This is a genomic window from Mycobacterium hubeiense, from assembly GCF_002838065.1.
Lineage (GTDB): Bacteria > Actinomycetota > Actinomycetes > Mycobacteriales > Mycobacteriaceae > Mycobacterium > Mycobacterium hubeiense.
Genome location: NZ_PIZU01000009.1, coordinates 69,379 through 92,943, shown reverse-complemented (window position 1 = coordinate 92,943; position 23,565 = coordinate 69,379). Strand labels below are relative to the sequence as shown.

Annotated in this window: 19 protein-coding genes and 2 pseudogenes; 5 read left to right on the top strand and 16 right to left on the bottom strand. The window is 69.0% G+C overall.

Features of this window, described 5'->3' with window-relative positions:
* Nucleotides 1-20: 20 nt before the first annotated feature.
* The 14 genes and pseudogenes from ftsZ to CWS39_RS09585 all read right to left on the bottom strand — a co-directional run bounded on the left by ftsZ (nt 21) and on the right by CWS39_RS09585 (nt 17,230).
* Nucleotides 21-1,163 carry a cell division protein FtsZ gene (ftsZ, locus tag CWS39_RS09650; RefSeq protein ID WP_102142695.1) on the bottom strand — a complete coding sequence of 381 codons (1,143 nt, stop codon included), beginning with the start codon at nt 1,161-1,163 and terminating at the stop codon, nt 21-23.
* Nucleotides 1,164-1,349: 186 nt separating this feature from the next.
* On the bottom strand, nt 1,350-2,264 hold the full coding sequence (locus CWS39_RS09645; protein WP_102142694.1) for a cell division protein FtsQ/DivIB: 915 nt from the start codon (nt 2,262-2,264) through the stop codon (nt 1,350-1,352).
* A complete protein-coding gene (gene murC, locus CWS39_RS09640) occupies nt 2,264-3,727 on the bottom strand; it encodes a UDP-N-acetylmuramate--L-alanine ligase (protein WP_102142693.1) in 1,464 nt (487 codons plus the stop codon). Before murC ends, CWS39_RS09645 begins: the two co-directional genes overlap by 1 nt.
* The gene (gene murG / locus CWS39_RS09635) at nt 3,724-4,779 is read right to left on the bottom strand and encodes an undecaprenyldiphospho-muramoylpentapeptide beta-N-acetylglucosaminyltransferase (RefSeq protein WP_431306107.1); all 1,056 of its coding nucleotides are present in this window, start codon (nt 4,777-4,779) and stop codon (nt 3,724-3,726) included. Before murG ends, murC begins: the two co-directional genes overlap by 4 nt.
* 65 nt (nt 4,780-4,844) lie before the next feature.
* Entirely contained in the window at nt 4,845-6,314 is a 1,470-nt protein-coding gene (ftsW, locus tag CWS39_RS09630; RefSeq protein ID WP_431306106.1) for a putative lipid II flippase FtsW, read from the bottom strand.
* A 14-nt stretch (nt 6,315-6,328) separates the two neighbouring features.
* Entirely contained in the window at nt 6,329-7,786 is a 1,458-nt protein-coding gene (murD, locus tag CWS39_RS09625) for a UDP-N-acetylmuramoyl-L-alanine--D-glutamate ligase (protein ID WP_102142742.1), read from the bottom strand.
* Nucleotide 7,787: 1 nt separating this feature from the next.
* Nucleotides 7,788-8,946 (bottom strand): annotated as a pseudogene (mraY, locus tag CWS39_RS09620) (phospho-N-acetylmuramoyl-pentapeptide-transferase).
* Nucleotides 8,943-10,445 carry a UDP-N-acetylmuramoyl-tripeptide--D-alanyl-D-alanine ligase gene (locus tag CWS39_RS09615; protein ID WP_102142690.1) on the bottom strand — a complete coding sequence of 501 codons (1,503 nt, stop codon included), beginning with the start codon at nt 10,443-10,445 and terminating at the stop codon, nt 8,943-8,945. Before CWS39_RS09615 ends, mraY begins: the two are co-directional and overlap by 4 nt.
* Entirely contained in the window at nt 10,442-11,965 is a 1,524-nt protein-coding gene (locus CWS39_RS09610; RefSeq protein ID WP_102142689.1) for a UDP-N-acetylmuramoyl-L-alanyl-D-glutamate--2,6-diaminopimelate ligase, read from the bottom strand. The genes CWS39_RS09615 and CWS39_RS09610 overlap by 4 nt, the downstream gene beginning before the upstream one ends.
* Before the next feature lie 42 nt (nt 11,966-12,007).
* A pseudogene (locus CWS39_RS09605) lies at nt 12,008-14,006 on the bottom strand (peptidoglycan D,D-transpeptidase FtsI family protein); the annotation flags it as partial.
* Entirely contained in the window at nt 13,927-14,997 is a 1,071-nt protein-coding gene (gene ftsL, locus CWS39_RS09600; protein WP_102142687.1) for a cell division protein FtsL, read from the bottom strand. The gene ftsL and the pseudogene CWS39_RS09605, both read right to left, overlap by 80 nt.
* Nucleotides 14,998-14,999: 2 nt before the next feature.
* Nucleotides 15,000-16,124 (bottom strand): 16S rRNA (cytosine(1402)-N(4))-methyltransferase RsmH, encoded by a 1,125-nt coding sequence (gene rsmH, locus CWS39_RS09595; protein WP_199178023.1) that lies wholly within the window; start codon nt 16,122-16,124, stop codon nt 15,000-15,002.
* Nucleotides 16,099-16,530, bottom strand: coding sequence for a division/cell wall cluster transcriptional repressor MraZ (gene mraZ / locus CWS39_RS09590; protein ID WP_102142685.1), 432 nt, complete (start codon nt 16,528-16,530; stop codon nt 16,099-16,101). Before mraZ ends, rsmH begins: the two co-directional genes overlap by 26 nt.
* 298 nt (nt 16,531-16,828) lie before the next feature.
* The gene (locus tag CWS39_RS09585) at nt 16,829-17,230 is read right to left on the bottom strand and encodes an SCO2097 family morphological protein (protein WP_102142684.1); all 402 of its coding nucleotides are present in this window, start codon (nt 17,228-17,230) and stop codon (nt 16,829-16,831) included.
* Between the two features lie 226 nt (nt 17,231-17,456).
* Between CWS39_RS09585 and CWS39_RS09580 the strand changes: the two genes are divergently transcribed.
* From CWS39_RS09580 to CWS39_RS09565, 4 genes are all read left to right on the top strand, one after another.
* Nucleotides 17,457-18,056: a GNAT family N-acetyltransferase gene (locus CWS39_RS09580; protein ID WP_199178022.1), complete on the top strand. Its 600-nt coding sequence runs from the start codon at nt 17,457-17,459 to the stop codon at nt 18,054-18,056.
* A gap of 25 nt (nt 18,057-18,081) precedes the next feature.
* A complete protein-coding gene (locus CWS39_RS09575) occupies nt 18,082-18,765 on the top strand; it encodes an LppM family (lipo)protein (protein WP_102142683.1) in 684 nt (227 codons plus the stop codon).
* Between the two features lie 95 nt (nt 18,766-18,860).
* Complete coding sequence (gene idsA2, locus CWS39_RS09570) at nt 18,861-19,949, top strand: bifunctional (2E,6E)-farnesyl/geranyl diphosphate synthase (protein ID WP_102142682.1); 1,089 nt, start codon at nt 18,861-18,863, stop codon at nt 19,947-19,949.
* 5 nt (nt 19,950-19,954) lie between these two features.
* A complete protein-coding gene (locus CWS39_RS09565; protein WP_102142681.1) occupies nt 19,955-21,526 on the top strand; it encodes an alpha-(1->6)-mannopyranosyltransferase A in 1,572 nt (523 codons plus the stop codon).
* Here the strand turns inward: CWS39_RS09565 and CWS39_RS09560 are convergent.
* A complete protein-coding gene (locus CWS39_RS09560) occupies nt 21,447-21,851 on the bottom strand; it encodes an Rv2175c family DNA-binding protein (RefSeq protein WP_102142680.1) in 405 nt (134 codons plus the stop codon). The genes CWS39_RS09565 and CWS39_RS09560 overlap by 80 nt on opposite strands.
* Nucleotides 21,852-21,889: 38 nt before the next feature.
* Between CWS39_RS09560 and CWS39_RS09555 the strand changes: the two genes are divergently transcribed.
* Nucleotides 21,890-23,095, top strand: a complete 1,206-nt coding sequence (locus CWS39_RS09555; protein ID WP_102142679.1) for a protein kinase domain-containing protein — start codon at nt 21,890-21,892, stop codon at nt 23,093-23,095.
* Here the strand turns inward: CWS39_RS09555 and CWS39_RS09550 are convergent.
* Nucleotides 23,092-23,553, bottom strand: a complete 462-nt coding sequence (locus CWS39_RS09550; protein WP_102142678.1) for a copper chaperone PCu(A)C domain-containing protein — start codon at nt 23,551-23,553, stop codon at nt 23,092-23,094. The genes CWS39_RS09555 and CWS39_RS09550 overlap by 4 nt on opposite strands.
* Nucleotides 23,554-23,565: the final 12 nt, after the last annotated feature.

Genomic DNA, 23,565 nt, shown 5'->3' with positions numbered 1-23,565 from the left:
CCGCTGTCGGCGGCCGGCGTTCAGTGGCGCATGAAGGGCGGCACGTCGACGTCGTCGTCGTCCTCGCCGCCGATGCTGACGGTCGCCCCGTTGGTGTGCACCGGCACGCTGGCCGCATCGGCGGGTTCGAACAGCGAGGACGACAGCGAGCCGGCCTTGCCCGGTGCGATCGACTGGGCGCCGGCGCTGGCTCCGACCACCGGTTTGCGGCTCGGGCCGGTGGCATCGAACCCGGCGGCGATCACGGTGACGCGCACCTCGTCGCCCAGCGAGTCGTCGATGACGGTGCCGAAGATGATGTTGGCCTCGGCGTGCGCGGCCTCCTGCACCAGCGAGGCGGCCTCGTTGATCTCGAACAGCCCCAGGTCGCTGCCGCCGGCGATGGACATCAGCACGCCCTGCGCACCTTCCATCGACGCCTCCAGCAGCGGCGAGTTGATGGCGATCTCAGCGGCTTTGAGCGCGCGGCCGTCCCCGCGGGCCGAGCCGATACCCATCAGCGCCGTGCCCGCCCCGCTCATGATGCCCTTGACGTCGGCGAAGTCGACGTTGATCAGGCCGGGCGTGGTGATTAGGTCGGTGATGCCCTGCACACCGTTGAGCAGCACCTCGTCGGCGCTGCGGAAAGCGTCCATCAACGACACGGCGGCGTCACCCATCTGCAGCAGCCGGTCGTTGGGGATGACGATCAACGTGTCGCAGCTTTCCCGCAGCGCGGCGATCCCGGCCTCGGCCTGGTTGCTGCGGCGCTTGCCCTCGAACGAGAACGGCCGGGTCACCACACCGACCGTCAGAGCACCGAGCTTGCGCGCGATGGTGGCGACGACAGGCGCGCCGCCGGTTCCGGTGCCGCCGCCCTCACCCGCGGTGACGAACACCATGTCGGCGCCGCGCAGCAGCTCTTCGATGTCGTCCTTGGCGTCCTCGGCGGCGCGCCGCCCGACTTCGGGATCGGCCCCGGCGCCCAGGCCACGGGTGGAGTCCCGGCCGACGTCGAGCTTGACGTCGGCATCACTCATCAACAACGCCTGCGCGTCGGTGTTGATGGCGATGAACTCCACGCCTTTGAGGCCCTGTTCGATCATCCGGTTGACGGCATTGACGCCGCCGCCGCCGATGCCGACCACCTTGATGACGGCCAGGTAGTTGTGCGGGGGGGTCATCCTCTTCCTCCCTGGTTGCCGTTCGTGCCGCCGAAACCTGTCTGGCAAACCCTCAACCTCAACCAGAGGCTTAGAGTTATGTCAAGTTGTTCCGCGCAACCAGAACGGTAGGGCGATCCCGCGGCGTATCCATGCAGGCGCGCCGACGCGCACGTCAAGATTTTGGGCAGATTTTGAGCCCGGCGCTCACTTGACCGTCGGCAAATCCGGGCTGGAGACGTCGTAGGTCTTGCCCGGCTGGGTCAGCAGCGCCGCCAACTTGAGCGCCTTCTCCTCGGTGCGGTCGGTGGTCCCCCACACCACGACGCGGCCATCGGTCAAGGTCAGCGTGATGGACGCGACGGACGGCGCCGCGATGCGACTGACTTGGCCGACGACCTCCGGCGGCAGCGCCGTCATCACCTGCAGCGCCGCCTTGGTGGCGGCATCACTGGGCCCGGGGGTGTCGGCGTCCAGGTACGGCAGGCCGGGCGGGGGCGGCGCGGTCGCGAAATCCACGCCGTCACGGTCGAACAGGTGCGGGCCGTCGGGATAGTCCTTGACCACCACCGGCACTCGCTCCACCACGGTGATTCGCAGCGACGACGGGTACTCGCGCTGCACGCGGGCGCTGGCGACGCGCCGTATCGACGCGACGCGTTCGGCGACGGCGTCGGTGTCGATCTGCAACAGCGGGGTGCCCGGCACCACCGCGGCGGCCGTCGTCACCTCCTGCTCGGTGACCGCGCCGAGGCCGGTGATGACCAGGTGGCGCGCGGACATGATCGGCGTGAAGTACAGCAGCAGACCCAACAACACCGCCACCACCGACAGCAGCGCCGACCACAACAGCACCTTGAGGCCCCGAACCGCGCCTCGGCCAAGGGTTTTCGGGGCATCGGCCGATCCGCCCAGGGCGCGGCGCTTGGCTTCGCGGCGGGCCTGCTCGATGGCTCTGGCGCGGTCCTTGGCCGCGCGGCGCTCTTCGCGTTCACGACGGGCCCGCCGGCGCGGGCCTTCGTAGTCGTCGGACGCGGCGAGCGGCAGGGTCGGTTCATCGGCGACCGGCTCCCGGGTGTCCGGGGCCGCGTCCGGAACGGGGGGCGGGTCCGGGTCGGTCATCACAACGCCGTTCCCCGGCCCGGCGCGCTGCGGTTGGCCTTCACCTGCAGCGACGCCAGGATCTCCGTACCGAGCATGGTCACGTCACCGGCGCCCATCGTGACGACGACATCGCCGGAGTTGGCGACGGCGGCCACCGCGTCGGCGACGGCGGAGAAGTCCGGCACGTAGGTCACCGGCACGCGGATGTGTTCGGCGATCATCGCCCCGCTCACCCCGGCCATCGGCTGCTCGCGTGCGCCGTAGACGTCCAGCACGAAAACCCGGTCGGCCGCGCTCAACGCTTCGCCGAATTCACGCGCGAAAGTCTTTGTCCGCGAATACAAGTGTGGCTGGAACACCACGATGGCCTGAGGTGAAGAGTAGGAGCTGCGCTGATCGGTCACCGCGCGCAGCGCCGCCAGCGTGGCGCGGACCTCGGTGGGATGGTGCGCGTAATCGTCGAATACGCGGACCCCGTTGGCGGTGCCGACCAGTTCGAAGCGACGGCGCACCCCTTCGAAACCGGCCAGGCCGTCGAGCACCGTCTCGGCGGGCGCACCGATGTGCACGGCCGCCAACAGCGCACCCAGTGCGTTGAGCGCCATGTGCCTTCCGGGCACCGCGAGCCGCAGCACCCGCGGATGGGCTTCACCGGCCAGCTGGATGTGCGCCACCGCGCCGGTGCCCTGCTGTTCCCAGCTGACCAGCCGCCCGGCGAGATCGCCGCCGTTGCTGCCGTAGCGCAACACGGTGATGCCCAGTTCGGCAGTGCGTTCGGCCAGCGCCGCGGCGCCGGGATCGTCGACACAGACCACCAGCGCGCCACCGGGCGCCAGCCGTTCCACGAACTGGTCGAACACCGCGCCGTAGGCCTCGGCGCTGCCGAAGAAATCCAGGTGGTCGGCCTCGATGTTGGTCACCACCGCGACGTTCGGGGTGTATTCGAGCAGCGAGCCGTCACTTTCGTCGGCCTCGGCGACAAAACAGTCGCCGCTGCCGTGGTGGGCGTTGGTGCCGGCCTCGCCGAGGTCGCCTCCGACGGCGAACGACGGGTCAAAGCCGCTGTGCTGCAAGGCAACTATGAGCATCGACGTGGTTGTCGTCTTGCCGTGCGTGCCGGTGACCATCAGCGTGGTGTGTCCGGCCATCAGTTTGGCCAGCACCACCGGTCGCAGAATCACCGGGATCCCGCGCCGGCGAGCCTCTACCAGTTCGGGATTGGTCTTGGGGATCGCCGCGTGTGTGGTGACCACCGCGGTCGGCCCGCCGGGCAACATGTCCAGCGACGATTCGTCGTGCCCGATGCGGACCACCGCGCCGCGGGCCCGCAGCGCCACCACGCCGCGGGACTCTTTGGCGTCTGACCCGGAGACCAAGCCGCCGCGGTCCAGCAGGATGCGGGCGATCCCGGACATGCCTGCTCCCCCGATGCCGACCATGTGCACCCGCTGGAGTTCTTCCGGCAGTTGCTTGGCGTTCATCGCTTTCGGCCGTTCCGTGCGACGTCCAACGTCACCTCGGCGACGCGTTGCGCCGCGTCAGGGTGTCCGGCCAACGCCGCGGCCGCCGTCATCGCCGCCAGCCGGGCGGGGTCGTTGAGCAGTCCGGTCACCGTGTCCGCCACGAAGTCGGGTGTGAGGTCGGCGTCGTCGACGAGCATCCCGCCCCCGGCGTCGACCACCGGCAACGCGTTGAGCCGCTGCTCGCCGTTGCCGATCGGCAGCGGCACGTACACCGCGGGCAGCCCGACGGCCGTCACCTCGGCCACCGTCATCGCACCGGACCGGCAGATGGCCAGGTCGGCGGCGGCGTAGGCGAGGTCCATCCGGTTCAGATACGGCACGGCCACATACGGCGGATCGCCGTCGGCCGGCTCGCGCAGGTCCAGTGTGTTCTTCGGCCCATGGGCGTGTAGCACTGAAATACCCGCGGCGGCAAGGTCTTTGGCGGCAGGAGCGACCGCGCGATTGATCGACTGCGCGCCCTGCGAGCCGCCGAACACCAGCAGCACCCGGGCGTCGTCGGCGAAGCCGAAGTGCGCCCGCGCCTCGGCCCGCAGGGCCATTCGGTCCAGTGAGGTGATCGCCTCGCGGACCGGGACGCCGACGACCTCGACCGACCCCAATCCGGGATCGGGCACCGCCGAGAGCACTCGGCGCGCCGAGCGTGCACCGACCCGGTTCGCCCAGCCCGCGCTGGCGTTGGCCTCGTGCACCACGACGGGAACGCGGCGCCGGGAAAGACCGCCGCGGGCGGCCAGATACGCCGGCAGTGCGACGTAGCCGCCGAATCCGACGACGACGTCGGCGTGCACCTTGTCGAACACCGCGCGCGTCTGCCGGACGGCCTGGCGTACCCGCAGCGGGAGTCTGGCCAGATCGGCCGAGAGCTTACGCGGCAGCGGAACGGGCGTGATCAACTCGAGGTCATAGCCGCGTTCGGGCACCAGCCGGGTTTCCAGTCCCCGGTGTGTGCCCAGCGCGGTGATGCGCACCGACGGGTCGAGTGACCTCAGCGCGTCGGCCACCGCCATCGCCGGTTCGACGTGCCCGGCGGTGCCTCCCCCTGCGAGGACGACTGAAATCCCCCGGTCGCTGTTCACCCGTGACGCTGACCTTCCAGTGTGCGAGCCCGCCGCGCCTGTTGGCGCTGGGCGCCTCCATGATGCCTGGTGCGCCGCACGGGCCGATCGGCCGTATGGGGTTTGCGCCGAGTGTCCCGGGCGGGTTTGCGGGCGGGCTTCCCGGCCGGCTTGGCCGGGCGGGACCGCAGCCGATCGCGGACGGCCTCCAGCCGGGTGGGGGTGTACGGCTCCGGTAGGGGCAGGCGCAGCAGCCGGTTCACCCGGTCGTCGCGCCCCGCGCGCAGCGCTGCCACCGCCTCAGGTTCGTGTCGCGCCGCGTTGGTAATCACGCCCATCATCAAAAGCGTTGTCGCCGTTGAGGTACCGCCGGCCGAGATCAGCGGCAGCTGCAGGCCGGTGACGGGAAGCAGCCCGACCACGTAGCCGACGTTGATGAACACCTGGCCCATCACCCACAGCGTCGCGGTGGCGGTCAGCAGCCGCAGGAAGGGATCGACCGAGCGGCGGGCGATCCGCATGCCGGTATAGGCGAACAGCCCGAACAGGCACAGCAGCCCCGCGGCGCCGACGAAGCCCAGTTCCTCACCGATGATCGCGAAGATGAAGTCGTTGTGCGCGTTGGGCAGGTAGTTCCATTTGGCGGTGCCCTGCCCCAGCCCGTCGCCGAAGAATCCCCCGTTGGCCAGCGCGAACCGGGCCTGTTTGGCCTGATAGCCGGAGCCCTGCAGGTCAGCACCGGGGTTGAGCCAGGACTGCACCCGCGCCGAGCGGTAGCCCTCGGCCATGGCCAGCACGGCCGCCGACACCACCACCGCGAACAACGACGACAGGAACACCCGCAGCGGCAGGCCGGCGTACCACAGCAGGCCCAGCAGGATGATGCCCAGCGACACCGTCTGCCCGAGGTCGGGCTGGGCGACGATCAACGCCAGCGCGATGACTGCGGCGGGCACCAGTGGGATCAGCATCTCCCGCAGCGACGCGCGCTCCATGCGACGGGCCGCCAGCAGGTGCGCGCCCCAGATGGCGAATGCGATCTTGGCGAGCTCCGACGGCTGCATCGACAGCCCGCCGACGACGAACCATCCGCGAGACCCGTTGGCTTCCTTGCCGATTCCCGGGATCAACACCAGGATCAGCAGCACGATGGTCAGGGCGAAACCGGGGAACGCCAGCCGGCGCATCATCTGCACCGGCATGCGCAGCGCGATGTAGAACGCAACCAGGCCGACGACGGTCCACAGCACCTGACGGGCGAACACCGCCCACGGCGAGCCGTCCGAGTCGTAGGAGTACACCCCCGACGCGGAGAGCACCATGATCAAACCCAGCGTGGTGAGCAGCGCGGCCACGGCAATGATGAGGTGAAACGACGTCATCGGACGGCCCAGCCACGCACCGAACCGGGTGCGGGGCCCGCGGGGCGATTCGGCGGTCGGCGTCGCGGCGCCGTTCGTCCGCCGGTGTCGCAACCGGGTCAGGATGTTGCTCACCGTCGTTACCGGGTGATGGCGCGGACCGCGGCGGCGAACGCATCGCCGCGGTGGCCGTAGCTACTGAACTGGTCGAAGGACGCGCCCGCGGGTGCCAGCAACACGGTGTCCCCGGCGCCGGCCAAGCCGCGGGCGGCGTCGACGACGGCCGTCATCACGGCCTCGCCCAGCGGACGCTCCCCCGTCTCGATAACACGAGTCACAGTATTAATACCTGACTCACTAGGCTCAATCGTCTCAAGCACCCCAGAATCCTCCCCCGTCACAAGCTCGACGACGGGGACATCCGGGGCGTGTCGCGATAACGCGTTGGCAACCACGCCACGGTCTCGTCCGATCAACACGGCTCCGACCAGCCGATTTGCCACCTCGGTGACGAGGTCGTCCACCGATGCGCCTTTGAGCAGTCCGCCGGCGATCCACACCACCCGCGGGTAGGCGGCGATCGAAGCCTGCGCAGCGTGCGGGTTCGTCGCCTTCGAATCGTCGACGTAGGTGACCCCGTCGACGACCGCGACGACCTCGGCGCGGTGCCGCCCCACCTCAAACGACGCTAGCGCGTCGGCAATCGCCTCCGGCGGCACGTCGACTGCGCGCGCCAACGCGGCGGCGGCCAGCGCGTCGAGCACGCCAACCGGCCCGGCCACCGGGATGGATGCGGCGTCGGCCAGCGCGACGCCGTCGCCGAACGCGTTGTCGACCAGCATGCCGTCGCGCACCCCGAGCTCGCCGGGCGCGGGCTCGCCCAACCGGAAGCCGGCGCGTACCGACGCGGCGGCGGTGTCCAGCAATTTCGCGGCCACCGGGTCGTCGAGGCCGACGACCGCGACCCGCCCGTCGAGCACCCGCGCCTTGTCGCGGGCGTAGGCCTCCAGTGAGCCGTGCCAGTCCAGGTGGTCCTCGGCGACGTTGAGCACGACGCCGGCCTCGGGGCGCAGCGACGGCGCCCAGTGCAACTGGAAGCTGGACAGTTCGACGGCCAGGAACTCGGCCGGCTCGGCGATCAGGTCGAGCACCGGGTCGCCGATGTTGCCGCACAACATGGCCCGTCGCCCGGCGGCGACGAGCATCGCGTGCAGCATCGAGGTGGTCGTGGTCTTGCCGTTGGTGCCGGTGACGACGAGCCAGCGCCGCGGCCCCCCGAAGCGGCCCGACTGGTCCAGTCGCCATGCCAACTCGACGTCACCCCAGATCGGCACGCCGGCGGCCGCGGCGGCGGCCAGCACCGGTGCGGTGGGCGCAAAGCCGGGGCTGGTCACCACCAGGTCGTAGTCCGCGATGCGATCGATTGCGGCGGGCGTCTCGACCACCCGCGCCGCCTCCGAAAGCCGCTGCAGGGCCTTGGGGTCGTCGTCGCAGATCGTCAGCCGCACCCCCATCGGTGCGAGCGCCGCGCTGACCGAACGGCCCGTGATGCCCGCCCCGGTGACCAACACCCGGGCGTCTGCGGTCAGGTCGGTCATCTCAGGCCCCGACGGCGGCGAGCCACTCACTGTAGAAGAGTGCCACCCCGAGTCCGCAGGCGATGGCGGTCAGCAACCAGAACCGGATGATCACGGTGGTTTCGGCCCAGCCGACGAGTTCGAAGTGGTGATGAAACGGCGCCATCCGGAACACCCGTCGTCCGGTGGTGCGGAACGCCAGGATCTGCACGACGACGGAGGTGACCTCGGCGACGAACAGCGCGCCGAGCACCACCGCCNCCGGTGGTGCGGAACGCCAGGATCTGCACGACGACGGAGGTGACCTCGGCGACGAACAGCGCGCCGAGCACCACCGCCAGCATTTCGGTGCGGCTGGTCACCGACAGTCCGGCGATGATGCCGCCCAGCGCGAGCGAGCCGGTGTCGCCCATGAAGATCTTGGCCGGTGCGGCGTTCCACCACAGAAAGCCGATGCAGGCCCCGGCGGTCGCGGCGGCGATCAGCGCGAGGTCCAGCGGGTCGCGCACGTTGTAGCAGCCCAGGCCCGGGCTGGTGGCGCACGCGTTGCGGTACTGCCAGAAGGTGATCAGCACATAGGCCGCGCACACCATCGCCATCGCCCCCGCGGCCAGCCCGTCCAGCCCGTCGGTGAAGTTCACCGCGTTGGACCAGGCGCTGACGATGACCACGCAGAACAATACGAAGATCGCGGGCGCCAGTGTGACCGTGGCGATTTCGCGCACGTAAGACAGCTCGGCACTGGCCGGCGTCAGGCCCTCGCCGTTGCGGAACTGCAGCGCCAGGACGCCGAAGATCACGGCGGCCAGCAGGATGCCGACGGTCTTGGCGGTCTTGTTCAGGCCGAGGTTGCGGGCGCGCCGGATCTTGATCAGGTCGTCGACGAAGCCGACGGCGCCCAGCGCGGTGGCCAGGCCCAGCACCAGCAGTCCGGACGCGGACGGGCCCTGCCCGTCCAGGGCCAATCCGACCAGGTGGGTGCCCAGGTAGCTGGCCCAGATACCCGCCAGGATGGCGACGCCGCCCATCGACGGCGTGCCGCGCTTCTTCTGATGACTGGGCGGTCCGTCCTCGCGGATCTCATGGCCGAACCCCTGGCTGGTGAACAGCCGGATCAGCGCCGGGGTCAACAGGATCGACACCGTCAGCGCGATACCGACGGCGATAAGGATTTGCCTCATCCGCGCGCGGTCCCGTCTTCGTTGACAAGCGCGTCGGCCAGCGCGCCCAGCCCGGCGGCGTTGGAGGCCTTCACCAGCACCACGTCTGGCGCCCGCAGTTCGGCCCGCAACAGAGCCAGCGCGGCGTCGGCATCGGGGACCATGGTCGACTCAGAGCCCCACGACCCCTCCATCACCGCGCCGTGGTGCATGGCGCTCATAGCCCTCCCGGTTCCCACGACGATGAGTCGAGAGACATCTAAGCGCACCGCCAATCGGCCGATGCGGTCATGCTCGGTTATCGCGTCCTCACCGAGTTCGGCCATCTCGCCGAGCACCGCCCAGCTGCGTCTGGCCTCACCGCCCTGGCGAGACATCCAGGCCAGCGATTTCAGGCCGGCCGCCATGGAATCCGGGTTGGCGTTGTAGGCGTCGTCGATGATCGTCACACCGTCGGCCCGGGTATAGACCTGCATCCGGTGCCGCGACACCGGGTGGGCGGCGGCCAACGCCGCGGCCACCTGCGGCAGGCTGGCGCCGCACTCCAGCGCGACGGCGGCCGCGCACAGCGCGTTGGACACCTGATGGTCACCGTGGACGGCCAGCGTGACGTCGACCTGGCGATCGGCGGCGTGCAGGGTGAAGCGGGGCCGGGCCAACTCGTCGAGGGTGACCGGCCCGGCCCACAGATCCGCGCCCGGCGAGCGTGACACCCGCACCACGCGGGCGGCGGTGTTGTCGGCCATCGCCGCCACGGCGGGGTCGTCGGCGTTGAGCACCACCACGCCTGACGCCGGAACTGCTTGCGGCAGTTCTGATTTGGTTGCGGCGATGGCTTCTCTCGAGCCGAACTCGCCGAGGTGGGCGGTGCCGACGTTGAGCACCACCGCGATCGACGGCGGGGCGATGGCGGCCAATGCGGCGATGTTGCCGGGGTGGCGCGCGGACATCTCCAGGATCAGATAGTCGGTCTCGGGGGTGGCCCGCAGCACCGTCCACGGGTGACCGAGTTCGTTGTTGAACGAGCCCGGCGGCGCGACCACCTCCCCCAGCGGCGCCAGCACCGCGGCCAGCAGGTCCTTGGTCGAAGTCTTGCCCGACGAGCCGGTGACGCCGATGATGGTCAGTCCGCCGGCCACCAGTTCGGCCGCGACCGCGCCGGCCAATCGCGCCAGCGCGGCCAGCACCGCGGCGCCGGAGCCGTCGGTGTCGTGTTCGAGGGCCCCCGAAGCAGCGTCGATCGGGCCGACGGCGTTACCCGGCCTCACCACGATGGCCGGCACGCCGACCGGCCGCGCCGCCAGCACCGCGACGGCGCCGGCCTGGACTGCGGCCGCTGCGAAGTCATGGCCGTCGGATCGGGCACCGGGAAGCGCCAGGAACAATCCGCCGGGCGTGACTGCGCGCGAATCGAATTCGATGGTTCCGGTGACGCGGGTACGCGCCGCCTGCTCGGGCGTGATGTCGGCGAGTTCGCCGCCGACGATCTCGGCGATCTGGGCGATGGTCAGGTTGATCACGAGCCCGACCCCAATGCCTGTAACGCCGCGGCCAATTGCTCGCGGTCGTCGAACGGCCGGGTCTCGCCGTGACTGGTCTGGCCCGTTTCGTGGCCTTTGCCCGCGATCAGCACCACGTCGCCGGCCTGTGCCCAACCGACCGCATAGTCAATGGCCGCCCGCCGGTCACCGAGCTCGACCACCTCGGCCTGACCACCCGAAGCACCCGCGAGGATCGCCGCCCGTATGGCACCCGGATCTTCGTCGCGGGGGTTGTCGTCGGTGATCACCACGAGGTCGGCCAGTTCGGCGGCGACGCGGCCCATCGGCTCGCGCTTGCCCGCGTCGCGGTTGCCTCCGGCGCCGAACACCACCGCCAACCGTCCGGTGCACTGGTCCCGCAGCGTCTGCAGCACCGCGTTCAGCGCGCCGGGCTTGTGGGCGTAGTCGACGAGCGCGAGAAAATCCTGGCCGCGGTCGATCGCCTCGAGCCGGCCGGGCACCGTCGCCCGGCGCAACCCGGGCGCGGCCTGCTCCGGGGACACCCCGACCGTGTCGAGCAGCGCCGCCGCCAGCAGGCAGTTGGCCACGTTGTAGCGGCCGGGCAACCCGATGCGCAGCGCATGGTGCACCCCGGCCGGATCCACCGCGACGAACTCCTGGGCGCCGGCGTCGACGGCGCGAATGTCTTCTGCGCGCCAGTCGGCGTTACGGCCGGTCGCGCTGACAGACACCGGCGCCTGCGCCAACCGGGCCATCGCCCGGCCCGCGTCGTCGTCCACGCAGATCACGGAAATATCTGCGTGCGTAGGTGATTGGGGATCGAACAGCCGCGCTTTGGCGTCGAAGTAGTCCTCCATGGTCGGATGGAAATCCAGGTGATCACGCGATAGGTTGGTGAACCCGCCGACCGCGAAGCGCACCCCGTCCACCCGGCCGAGCGTCAAGGCGTGGCTGGACACCTCCATCACCACGGTGTCGACATGTTGTTCGACCATCACCGCGAGCAGCGCCTGCAGTTCGGGGGCCTCCGGCGTGGTCAGCGCGCTGGGTAGGTCGCGGCCGTCGATGCGGATGCCCACGGTGCCGATCAGGCCGGCGACCCGCTCGGCGGCGCGCAGTCCGGCCTCCACCAGATAGGTGGTGGTGGTCTTGCCCGAGGTGCCGGTGACCCCGATGACGCGCAGCCGCTCCGACGGCCGCCCGTACACGGTGGCCGCCAGCTCGCCGAGCACCGAGCGCGGTGCCGGATGGATGAACACCGGAACGGCAAGGCTCCCACCCAGTTCGGCCGCGCCTGCGGCATCGGTGAGCACGGCGACCGCGCCGCGCTGCACCGCGTCGTCGACGAAACGCGCGCCGTGCGACGAGGCACCGGGCAGGGCGGCGAACAGGTCGCCCGGCTGGGCGTCCTGGCCCCGCAGCGTCACGCCGGTGATCCGCACATCGGGCACCGCAACACCGACGGCGGGCACAGCGCCGACCTGGTCGATGAGCGGCCCGAGGTGGTGGCCGACGGGACGGCTGGGACGCAATTTCATGGCCCTGACACAGTACCGACCGGGCTGTGACCGGCTCGCCGCTCAGGTCGCTTGCAGGGTGAGCGGCGGCCCGGGATCCGGCGACAGCGGCACATTCTCGCGCTGCAGCAGCCACGACGTGATGTTGTGGAAGAGCGGCGCTGCGGACGATCCGGGGCTGCCGTCAGCGGCGCGACGGGGATTGTCCATCATGATGCCGACCACATAACGCGGATTGTCGACGGTGGCGATGCCGGCGAACGTGATCCAGTAGACGTCGGAGTAGTAGCAGCCGCAGGCGGGGTTGATCTGCTGGGCGGTGCCGGTCTTGCCGGCGATCTGGTAGCCCTCGACCGCGGCCTGTGGGCCGGTACCCTGCTGCTCGCCCATCGGATCGCGCTGCACCACCGCACGCAGCATGTTGCGCACGGTCTGGGCAGTCTGCGGCGACACCACTTTGATGCCGTCGGGGCGGGGCTCCTCGGTGCGGCTTCCGTCCGGGGCGATGGTGGCCTTGACGATGCGCGGCGGCATCCGCACACCGTCGTTGGCGATGGTCTGGTACATGCTGGTCATCTGCAGCAATGTCATCGAAAGACCTTGGCCGATAGGCAAGTTGGAGAACGTGCTGCCGGACCACTGATCGATCGGCGGGACCAGGCCCGCGCTTTCACCGGGCAGCCCCACCCCGGTGCGCTGACCGAGCCCGAATCGCCGCAGCATGTCCGCATAGCGCTCCGGGCCGATACGCTGGGCCAGCATCAAAGTGCCGACGTTGGAGGACTTTCCGAAGATTCCGGTGGTGGTGTAGGGCATAACACCGTGGTTCCACGCGTCACCCACGGTGACACCGCCCATGTGGATGGAGCCGGGCACCTGCAGTACCTCGTCCGGGTTCGACAACCCGAACTCGATGACCGACGCCGCGGTGACGACCTTGTTCACCGAACCCGGCTCGAACGGCGAGGACACCGCCGGATTGCCCAGCTGCCGATCCTCCTGCCTGCCGATGTCCTGTGCCGGGTCGAACGTGTTGTCGTTCGACATCGCCAGCACTTCACCGGTTTTCGCGTCCAGCACGACAGCGGAGACATTCTCGGCGCCGGAGGCGTTCTTGGCCTGCTGCACCTGCTGCTGAACGTGGAACTGGATGTCGTCGTCGATGGTCAGCTGGACCGTGGAACCGTCGACCGCGTCGTGGCGGTTGCGGTAGCTGCCCGGAATCACGACGCCGTCGGAGCCGCGGTCGTACGTGACGGAGCCGTCGGTGCCCGCCAGCACCGCGTCGAGCGAATCCTCGAGCCCGAGCAGGCCGTGGCCGTCCCAGTCGATGCCGCCGATGATGTTGGCCGCCAGCGAGCCGCCCGGGTACTGGCGCAAATCCTGCCGCTCCGAACCGACTTCGGGGAACTTGGTGGTGATGGCGTCGGCGATCGCGGGGTCGACCGCGCGGGCGAGGTAGACGAACGTCTCGTCGCTGTTGAGCTTCTTCAACACGGTCTTCTTGTCCGGCTTGTTGTTCAGCCGCGACGCCACCTCGGTGGCGATGTCACGCAGCCGCCGCTGCGGGTCGGGAGCCTCCGGTGTCTTCTCCCTCGCCTCGGCCAGCTGTTTGCGGATCTTGACCGGCTGGAACGTCAGTGCCCGGGCCTCGATGGTGAAAGCCAGTTTGTCGTTGTTGCGGTCGATGATGCTGCCCCGCAAGGCCTTTTCGACATCGGTGACCTTGAGCTGGCCGGCGGCCTCGGCGCGTAACCCGGCCGCGCGAGGCACCTGCAGATTGAACAGCTGGGTGCCGGCGATCAGCAGCAAGATGAAGATAATGGCGTTGCCCGCCCGATGCCGGAAGACGAAAGACGCGCTGCGCAAACCGGTTTCGGTGACGGGCTGGCGGGTGCGTCGGCTCCGCGCCGAGCGGCCCTGGCTCGGCGCAGGCCCTCGGGTGGGCTGACCCTTGCGCCCGCGATGCTCGTCGCGCCGGCTCATGCGGCGGGGACCGGCGCCGGCGGGGCGGACGGGGTGATCGGGCTGAACTGCTCGGCGGGAACCTGCGGGCCGGGTGCCGTCGGTGCCTGCGGGCCCGGCAGGTGGGTGATGCCCGCATCCAGCGGTGTCGCGGGCGGCGGGGCTGCGGGCTGCACCGGGGCGGCCAGCGGCGCGGGCTGCACCGGCGCGGCAGGCGGTTGAGCTGGACCGAGCGCGGGCGGTTGACCGGTCGCGCCGTGGTCGGCTTCCGGCGCGGCCTGGGCGGCCAACGGCGTCGGTGGTGTCGGTGGCGTCGGTGGCGTCGGCGGCGTCGATGACGGAGCCGCGGCCGGCACTCGCACGGTCATCTCGCGCGGGTCGACGACCCGCGGCGCCGGCGGCGGTGTCGGTGCCGGCGTCTCCTCCGGCAGCGGGGCGTTCAGCGGTGGCGGCGGCACACCTTCGGCGGGTTTGGGCGTGCCCACCACCACCCAGTTACCGGCCGGATCCTGCACCAGGTGCGCGGTGTCGCGGGACGGGATCATGCCGAGGTTGCGCGCCGCTTCGGCCAGTGCGGGCGCCGCCTGGGCCTCCAGCACGTCGCGCTCCAGGGCTTCCTTCTGTTGCAGCAGAGCCTCATTGGTCTCTCGGGCGTTGCCCAACTGGTAGGACCGCTCCGCCGCACCGGTAGACAGCCACAGCGTCACGCCCAACCCCATCCCCAGCGCGCCGATCACCAGCACGACAAACGGCACCCGGGCGACGAGCGCGCGGGGATCGAGCTCGATCGAGGCCAGCTTGACCAGCAGCCGCTCGCGAAGAGGCGGCCGAACAACCTTGGGAGCCTTTGCCTTCCGCGCTTTCGCCCGGGCCTTGGCTTGGCTGGCGTTCTTGGCCCGGCCCGGCCGTTCCGCGGGCCGTGGAATCGGCGCGGTCTGAGGCGCCGACCGCAGCGGACGCTGTTCACGTTCGGGCCGGCGGCGGCGCGGCGGGGCGTCCACAGTGCGGCGCTGCGCGGTGCGGCTGGGCTGACGCGCTTTGCGCCGGCGTTCGTCGGCCGGCGCGGGCGCTGATCGCTTGGCCTTCATCGTTATCTCCCAACCTTTTCCAGCGCGCGCAGCCGCACCGGGGCGCTTCGCGGATTGCGCTTGATTTCCTGGGCATCGGCGCGCTCGGCGCCGCGGGTCAGCGCGACGAATTCGGGTTCGTGGCCGGGCAATTCGATGGGCAGACCGGGCGGTGTGCGGGAGGCGGTCGCAGCCGCGAACTGATTCTTGACGATGCGGTCCTCCAGCGATTGATAGGCCATCACCACGATCCGGCCACCGGGCGCGAGGGCGGCCAGCGCGGCGGGCAGTGCCTCGCGCAGCGATTCCAGCTCGCTGTTCACCGCGATGCGCAACGCTTGGAAAGTGCGTTTGGCCGGATGGCCACCGGTGCGACGGGCGGGGGCGGGAATGACGTCGTACAGCAACTGCACCAACTCGCCGGTGGTGCGAAACGGTCGCTGCGCCCGGCGACGCACGATCTGCCTGGCGATGCGGGACGCGTAGCGTTCCTCGCCGAAATCGCGCAGCACCCGCGTCAGCGTCTTCTCGTCGTACGTATTGAGCACGTCGGAGGCGGTCAGCGGCGCATCGGGGTCCATCCGCATATCCAGCGGGGCGTCGGCGGAGTATGAGAATCCGCGCTCGGTGCGGTCCAGCTGCATCGACGACACCCCGAGATCGAACAGAATGCCTTGTACCGCAGGCACATCCAGCGCCTCAGTGATGCCGTCGTAGCGCGTGCGCACCAACCTCACCCGATCGCCGAATGGGGCCAGTCGCTGACCGGCGATGCGCAGCGCATCGGGGTCGCGGTCCAGCCCGATGACGCGCAGGCCGGACAACTCGCTCAGAAAGCGTTCGGCATGCCCGCCCGCGCCCAGCGTGGCGTCGACCAGAACGGCGCCGGCGCCGTCGGCGTGCTCACGGGTCAGCGCCGGTGTGAGCAGCTCGACGCAGCGCTGGAGCAGGACCGGGACATGCCCGTAGTCAGGCATCGCAACACCTCGAAAAAGCCTGTGTGGTGGCGCCCCTGCACCGAGGTCCCTGTCCGAGATCGCGGACCTGGCGTTGGGGAAGTACGCCAGGGCCGGTTCGGGCAGAGGCCGCGATGCACGGGCAACGTGGCGGCCAACAGCCGGGCTAGATGATGTCGCGCAGAGTTTCATCGGTCGCCGCGGAGAAGTTCTCTTCGTGGGCCTGCTGATATTCCTGCCATGCTTGGGCGTCCCAGATCTCCAGGTAGTCAACCGAACCGATCACCACGCACTCCTTGGAGAGGTTGGCGTAGCGACGATGGTCGGCGGACAACGTGATCCGGCCTTGCCCGTCGGGATGCTGTTCATCGGTGGCGGCAGCGAGGTTTCGCAGGAATGCCCGAGCTTCCGGATTGCTTCGGGATGCCTGCGACGCCTTGCGGGCCAGCTTTTCGAATTCGGCGCGTGGATAGACGGCAAGGCTGTGGTCTTGGCTCTTGGTCACCATCAGCCCTCCTGCCAGCGCGTCGCGGAATTTGGCGGGCAGTGTCAACCGCCCCTTGTCGTCGAGTTTCGGCGTGTAGGTGCCCAGAAACATCTGGCCACCTCCTGCCCTGCTCCGGAGCCCCGGTCGCTCCGTTGTCCGCCACTTTACCCCACAATCCCCCACACTGCTCCATTGATGGGCAAAAGTTCGTGTTGTGTCCCCACTCGACGTGGTCAGAGCGGGCGCCGTAACCGCCACGCGCACGGCCGAAGACCATGGTCGATCTCAAATGCCCAGCTCAGAATCTGCGGCGAGCGCAGTGGGGCGTGGTGGGGGAAATCTGTAGCAATCCGCTAACAAAAAGGGGTAGCTCCCGTCTAGGAGCTACCCCACCTCGGTCGGTACCGGCCTATTCGTCGAAGCGGCGCCGGAACCGATCCTCCATCCGACTGGTGAACGTGCCGGAGCCCTTGACGCGCTTCGGCCGCGGCCCGCCCGGCTCGGCGCCCGCGTGGTCGCGACCGCCCGCCACCCGCGGGCCGGTGATCGCATAGACGACGCCACCGAACATCACCAAGAAGCCGATCACCGACAGGATCGGGAAGCTCCCGATCATGGTGGCCTTGAACGCGACACCCGACACGAGCATCGCCAAACCAATTACGAAGAGTGCGGCGCCTTGCAGTCGGCGCCGGGTCGAGGGTGCGCGCAGAGTCCCGCCGCGAACGGTCGATGCGAACTTGGGATCCTCGGCATAGAGCGCGCTCTCGATCTGCTCGAGCATGCGCTGCTCATGATCGGAGAGTGGCATTCGTCCCTCCCTTGCCGCCGCGGCACGTTGTTCAAACTCGGGTATGCCCGCATTTACGGGCACCTAACAGTAATGATACGAGGTCGATCTGTGCCGTACCACCTAGTTCGCCGCTCGATTGTATGTCGCAGGGCGGCGTTGCGACGGACCGGCTCTGCCACCCGATAATGGCTTCGGTAATGGATGACGGCATCAGAGTCGAACGCGGACGAAGGGCAACACAGAGTTGGCGACATTTCTGATCGATCTGTCGCCGAGCGACATGGAACGCCGGCTTCCGGACGCGCTCAGCGTCTACGTCGATGCCATGCGCTATCCGCGCGGCACCGAAGAGCAACGCGCCTCCATGTGGTTGGAGCACACGCGGCGCCGGGGGTGGAAGTGTGTCGCCGCCGTCGACGTGCCCGTCGCTCCCGGGGAGCACGCTGACGTCGCGACGATGAGCGACGCGCCACTGCTCGGCGTCGCCTACGGCTACTGCGGCGCACCCGATCAATGGTGGCAACAGCAGGTGGTGGCTGGTCTGCAGCGCATCGGAGTGGATTCGGCACGTATCGCCGAATTGATGTCGAGCTACTTCGAACTCACCGAGTTGCACATCCACCCGCGCGCCCAGGGACACGGGCTCGGCGAGGCGCTGGCCCGGCGGCTGCTGGCCGGCCGCGGCGAATCCCACGTGCTGCTGTCCACACCGGAGATCAACGGCGAGTCCAACCGGGCGTGGCGGCTTTACCGGCGGCTGGGGTTCACCGACATCATCCGCGGCTACCACTTCGCCGGGGATCCCCGTGCATTCGCCATCTTGGGCCGGTCCCTGCCGCTGTAGCACCTCGGTCTGGCACGATGAGCGGGTGCGCGTCCGCGAACGCCGAATCCGCCTGCTGGCAGTGGTGTTGTTGTTGCTCGTCGTGCCCAGCGCGGTGGGTTGCGTGCGGGTGCGCGCCTCCATCACGGTGTCTGAGGACGACCGGGTATCGGGCCAGATCATCGCGGCGGCCAAACCGCGCAATCCCGACGACAAGGGCCCGCAGCTGCTCAATGCGCTGCCTTTTGCCACCAAGGTGGCGGTCTCCGAGTACAGCCGCGACGACTATGTCGGCTCGCAGGCGGTGTTCTCCGACCTGACCTTCGCCGAACTGCCGCAGCTGGCCAGTATGAACCGCGATGCCGCAGGCGTAGACATCTCGCTGCGGCGCGCCGGCGACCTGGTCATCCTCGACGGCCGCGCCGACCTCACGTCGCTGAGCGACCCAGCGGCCGACGTGTCGCTGTCGGTGTCGTTCCCCGGCGAGGTCACCTCCACCAACGGCGAGCAGGTGAGCACCGAGGTGGTCGAGTGGAAGCTGCGGCCAGGCGTGGTGAGCACGATGAATGCCCAGGCCCGCTACACCGACCCGAGCGCCCGCTCGTTCACCGGCGCGGCGATCTGGTTGGGGGTGGCGTCGTTCCTGGTGGCCGGGATCGTCGGCATGTTGGCGTGGACGAACCGCGACCGTTCACCGAAGGTCGGGGACCCCGCCGTCGCCGAGGACTGAGGTCCTGGCTCCTCCAAAACCGCCTGCACGCTCTACTCTGAATGAGGCTCGGGGGCTGGTGAAAACCTTGGAAGAGAAAGGGGCGCTCGCTGAGCGTGGATACCGCGGCACCGTCGGCCGTCGAGCTGGCCGGCGCCGTCACCGACCAGTTGCGGGAGTATCTGGCCGAACGTCGTCGCGAATGCGCCTACATCGGCGACGACTACGGGGATTTGACCGGCGCCCTCGAAGAATTCGTCTTGCGCGGCGGCAAACGGTTGCGGCCCGCATTCGCCTACTGGGGTTGGCGCGCCGTCGCCCCGCGGCCCAATGACCCCGTCGATCCGGACAGCCTGCGGCTGTTCGCCGCACTGGAATTGCTGCAAGCCTGCGCTCTTGTGCACGACGACGTCATCGACGCGTCGGCCACCCGGCGCGGGCTGCCGACGGTGCACCGGCTGTTCGCCACCGCCCACCGCGACCGAAACTGGCATGGCTCACCGGAGCAGTTCGGGATGTCGGCGGCTATCCTTCTCGGCGACCTCGCACTGGCGTGGGCCGACGACGTCGTCGCAGGCGTCGACCTGCCGATCGACGCGCACCGGCGCGTGCAGAAGGTGTGGGCCAGCATCCGCACCGAGGTGCTCGGCGGGCAGTATCTCGACATCGTCGCCGAATCCAGCGGCGCGGAATCGGTGGAGTCCGCGATGACCGTCAACCTGTACAAGACGGCCTCCTACACCGTGTCGCGACCGTTGCAGCTCGGCGCGGCCGCCGCCGCGGATCGGCCCGATGTGCAGGCGATCTTCCACGAGTTCGGCACCGACCTGGGTGTGGCGTTCCAATTGCGCGACGACGTGCTGGGCGTGTTCGGTGACCCGGCCGTCACCGGCAAGCCGTCCGGCGACGACCTGCGATCCGGGAAACGCACGGTGCTGCTGGCCGAAGCCGTCGAGTTGGCCGACAAGACCGATCCGGTGGCGGCCAAACTCCTGCGGAGATCCATCGGCACCGAGCTGTCCGACGCGCAGGTCAAGGAGCTGTGCCTGGTCATCGAATCGGTCGGTGCGCTGGCCGCGGTGGAGGACCGCATCGATACGCTCACCCGTCGATCGTTGGACATCCTGGCCGCCGCGCCAATCGACGCACAGGCCAAACTGGGTTTGTCCGAACTTGCCAGAATGGCCGCCAACCGGTCCGCCTGAGGAGAATGACTACCCCAACCCGCACCCAGACCCCGAAAACCGGGCTGGCCGAGCATGTTTCGCGGCTGACCACGTTCGCCGCATCGGAGCAGGCCAAACCTGCGTTGCTCGGTTGTCTCGGCGCGGCGCTGATCACGATCGGCGGGTTGGGCGCCGGTAGTACCCGCTTACACGACCCGCTGCTGGAGTCGCTGCACCTGTCCTGGATGCGATACGGGCACGGGCTGGTGCTCTCGTCGGTGCTGCTGTGGGGCGGCGTGGCGCTGATGCTGATCGCGTGGCTATGGCTGGGCCGGCGCGTGATCGACGGCACCGCAACCGAATACACCACGGTGGCCACCACCGGCTTCTGGCTCGCACCCCTGTTGCTCAGTGTGCCGGTGTTCAGCCGCGACACCTATTCGTATCTCGCCCAGGGCGCGCTGCTGCGCGACGGATTCGACCCGTATGTTGTTGGCCCGGTGGACAACCCGAACTCGTTGCTGGACAACGTTAGTCCGATCTGGACTACGACGACGGCGCCGTACGGCCCGGCGTTCATCCTGGTGGCCAAGTTCGTCACGATTCTGGTCGGCAACGACGTGGTGGCCGGAACCATGTTGCTGCGCTTGTGCATGCTGCCCGGTCTGGTGTTGCTGATCTGGGCGGCGCCGCGGGTTGCCCGCCATGTGGGCGCCAACGGCGCTGCGGCGCTGTGGATTTGCGTGCTCAATCCGCTGGTGATCATCCATCTGATGGGGGGCGTCCACAACGAGATGTTGATGGTCGGACTGATGATGGCCGGCATCGCGTTGACCTTCGCCGGGCACCACGTCTGGGGGGTGGCGCTGATCGCCGCGGCGGTCGCGGTGAAAGCCACTGGCGGACTGGCGTTGCCGTTCATGGTGTGGGTGTGGATGCGTCACCTGCGGGACCGGCGCAACATGCCCACGCTGCGGGCGTTCGCGGTGGCCACCGCCGCATCGGTGTTGATCTTCGCGGCGGTGTTCGCGGTGCTCTCCTGGCTGGCCGGTGTCGGCCTGGGCTGGCTGACTGCGTTGGCCGGTTCGGTGAAGATCATCAACTGGCTGACGGTGCCCACCGCGGCGGCCAACCTGGTCAACGTGTTCGGCAGCCTTTTCGTGCCGGTCAACTTCTACGCCGTGCTCGACGTCACCCGGATCATCGGCATCGCGATCATCGCCGTCTCACTTCCCTTGCTGTGGTGGCGATTTCGTCACACCGACCGCGAGGCGCTGATCGGCATCGCCCTGGTGATGGGTGTGGTGGTGCTGTTCGTCCCGGCCGCGCTGCCTTGGTACTACACCTGGCCGTTGGCGGTGGTGGCGGCACTTTGGCAGAGCCGGCTCGCCATCGCCGCGATCGCGGGGTTCTCCACCTGGATCATGGTGATGTGGAAACCCGACGGCGCGCACGGCATGTACTCGTGGGCACATGTACTGCTCACCACGGCCTGCGCGGTGGTCGCGTGGTACTCGCTGTATAGGGCGCCGGAGGTCAAACCGCCATCGCCTGGGCCCGCCGCACCACTTCCCGAGCCTGATGCGAGTGCAGGGCATCCACCGGGCGGGCATTAGCCTGCTGCTCCGTCGTGCCGTCCCGGCTGATGGTCAGCGACGGATCTGGCGTGAAGAGCCAGCGCACGATCTCGGTGTCTCGGTATCCCCCGTCGTGCATCACGACCAACAGCGCGGGCAGGCTCTTGACCACATGGCCGGTCTCGTCGAAGAAGATCTTGGGTACCACCACCGTCCCGTTGCGACGCACGGCGACAAGGTGTCCCTCACGTAGCTGTTGATGCACTTTGGTCACCGGGACGCCCAGCATCTCGGCCACGGTGGGCAGGTCGTAGGTGGCCTCGTCGGGATCCAGTACATCGTCAGCGGCCGGAATGCTGCTCACCGCATCGAGTCTAAGACCGTCGAGGCCGTCTCGTTACCATGTCTTCGGTGAAGGCCAACCAGCAATCGGATCCACTCGTCGGGGCCGTGCTGGACGGGCGGTACCGTGTCGACGCGCTGATCGCGACCGGCGGCATGTCGGGGGTGTACCGCTGCCTGGATCTTCGGCTGGACCGGCCGGTGGCGTTGAAGATCATGGATTCGCGCTACGCCGGCGACCAGCAATTCCTCACCCGCTTCCAGCGCGAGGCGCGGGCGGTGGCGCGGCTCAAGCATCCGTGCCTGGTTGCCGTCTATGACCAGGGGATCGACGGTCAGCACCCGTTTCTGGTGATGGAACTGATCGAAGGCGGCACGCTGCGCGAGCTCCTGCGGGAACGAGGCCCGATGCCGCCGCATGCGGCCGCCGCGGTGCTGGCGCCGGTCCTCGGCGGGCTGGCGGTGGCGCACCGCGAAGGATTGGTGCACCGAGACGTCAAACCGGAGAACGTGTTGATCTCCGACGACGGCGACGTGAAGATCGCCGACTTCGGTCTCGTCCGCGCGGTCGCCGAGGCCAAGATCACTTCTACGAGCGTGATTTTGGGCACGGCGGCGTATCTGTCGCCCGAACAGGTCGGCACCGGCGACGCCAGTCCGGCCAGCGACGTGTACGCCGTCGGCATCCTCGCCTACGAGCTGCTCACCGGTGACACACCGTTCACCGGCGACACCGCACTGGCGGTGGCGTATCAGCGGATGGACCGCGATGTCGCACCCCCGAGCACCGTGATCGCCGGCGTACCACCGCAATTCGACGAACTGGTGTTGCGGGCCACCGCGCGCGACCCCGCGCGGCGCTACGCCGACGCGCAGGAGATGGCCACCGAACTCGACGAAATCGTCGAGGAGCTCGACCTTCCCGATTTCCGCGTGCCCGCGCCCACCAATTCGGCGCAACATCTTTCGGCGGCGCTGTACCACAGCCAGGAGCGGACCCAGGCGAAGCCTGCCCCGCGTCAGCACACCAGGGAACTCACCCGAGGTCCCGACGATTGGGATCCGCCGGTCGACGACGCCGACTATGGCTCCGAATACGACGTGGTATCAGGGCAATTCGCGGGTATCGACATGAGCGAGTTCTACTGGGCCCGGCAACGCGCCAAGCGTGTCCTGCTGTTCTGGGTGATCGCGATCCTGACCGTGACCGGCCTGGTCGCCGCCGCGGCGTGGACCGTCGGCAGCAACATCGCGGGGCTGATCTAAGTCTGCTGGGTGGGGCACGCCTCGATCGGCACTCGCAGCTCGATGTCGCCGGCCTTGTCGAAGCGGAACGTCACGTCGACCGACATCGCGGGCCGCAGGTCCTCACGTAGACCTTCGACCGCGGCGGTGAACTCCTGCGAGGCCTTGGGGGCAATGTCCGTCGCACCGGCTGGTAGCCGCACCGCGTCGGCGGCGCCGGTGGCGATTGCGAGCAGCCGTTCCGATTCTGCCGGCCTGGTGTTGCTCACGGTGAACCGCAATTCCGCCGCGCTGCCCGCCTGAATCGCGCAGCGGCCCGGAACGAAGGCGGGCACGATGTACGCGTTGTCCACCGAGGTCGGCAACGTCTCGGTGTTGGCCCCGCGATTGTTCGGCTCGAAATCACTGCGCTGGCCGCAGCCCGCGGTCATCAACATCAGCGCGGCGCCGGCAGACGCCAAGGCGAGTGCAATACCCATGGCGGATGCATA

Bases quoted from the DNA above. Each gene is read 5' to 3' on its own strand.
- murD (WP_102142742.1), bottom strand. From the start codon at position 7,786: ATGACCGACCTGACCGCAGACGCCCGGGTGTTGGTCACCGGGGCGGGC.
- ftsL (WP_102142687.1), bottom strand. From the start codon at position 14,997: ATGAAGGCCAAGCGATCAGCGCCCGCGCCGGCCGACGAACGCCGGCGC.
- murG (WP_431306107.1), bottom strand. From the start codon at position 4,779: ATGGCGGTGGCCGACGCGCTGAGGTCACTCGACCCGTCGGTGCGCATC.
- ftsZ (WP_102142695.1), bottom strand. From the start codon at position 1,163: ATGACCCCCCCGCACAACTACCTGGCCGTCATCAAGGTGGTCGGCATC.
- mraZ (WP_102142685.1), bottom strand. From the start codon at position 16,530: ATGTTTCTGGGCACCTACACGCCGAAACTCGACGACAAGGGGCGGTTG.
- murC (WP_102142693.1), bottom strand. From the start codon at position 3,727: ATGAACGCCAAGCAACTGCCGGAAGAACTCCAGCGGGTGCACATGGTC.
- CWS39_RS09550 (WP_102142678.1), bottom strand. From the start codon at position 23,553: ATGGGTATTGCACTCGCCTTGGCGTCTGCCGGCGCCGCGCTGATGTTG.
- CWS39_RS09645 (WP_102142694.1), bottom strand. From the start codon at position 2,264: ATGACCGACCCGGACCCGCCCCCCGTTCCGGACGCGGCCCCGGACACC.
- CWS39_RS09610 (WP_102142689.1), bottom strand. From the start codon at position 11,965: ATGAAATTGCGTCCCAGCCGTCCCGTCGGCCACCACCTCGGGCCGCTC.
- CWS39_RS09555 (WP_102142679.1), top strand. From the start codon at position 21,890: ATGTCTTCGGTGAAGGCCAACCAGCAATCGGATCCACTCGTCGGGGCC.
- CWS39_RS09585 (WP_102142684.1), bottom strand. From the start codon at position 17,230: ATGCCACTCTCCGATCATGAGCAGCGCATGCTCGAGCAGATCGAGAGC.
- rsmH (WP_199178023.1), bottom strand. From the start codon at position 16,124: ATGAAACTCTGCGCGACATCATCTAGCCCGGCTGTTGGCCGCCACGTT.
- CWS39_RS09565 (WP_102142681.1), top strand. From the start codon at position 19,955: ATGACTACCCCAACCCGCACCCAGACCCCGAAAACCGGGCTGGCCGAG.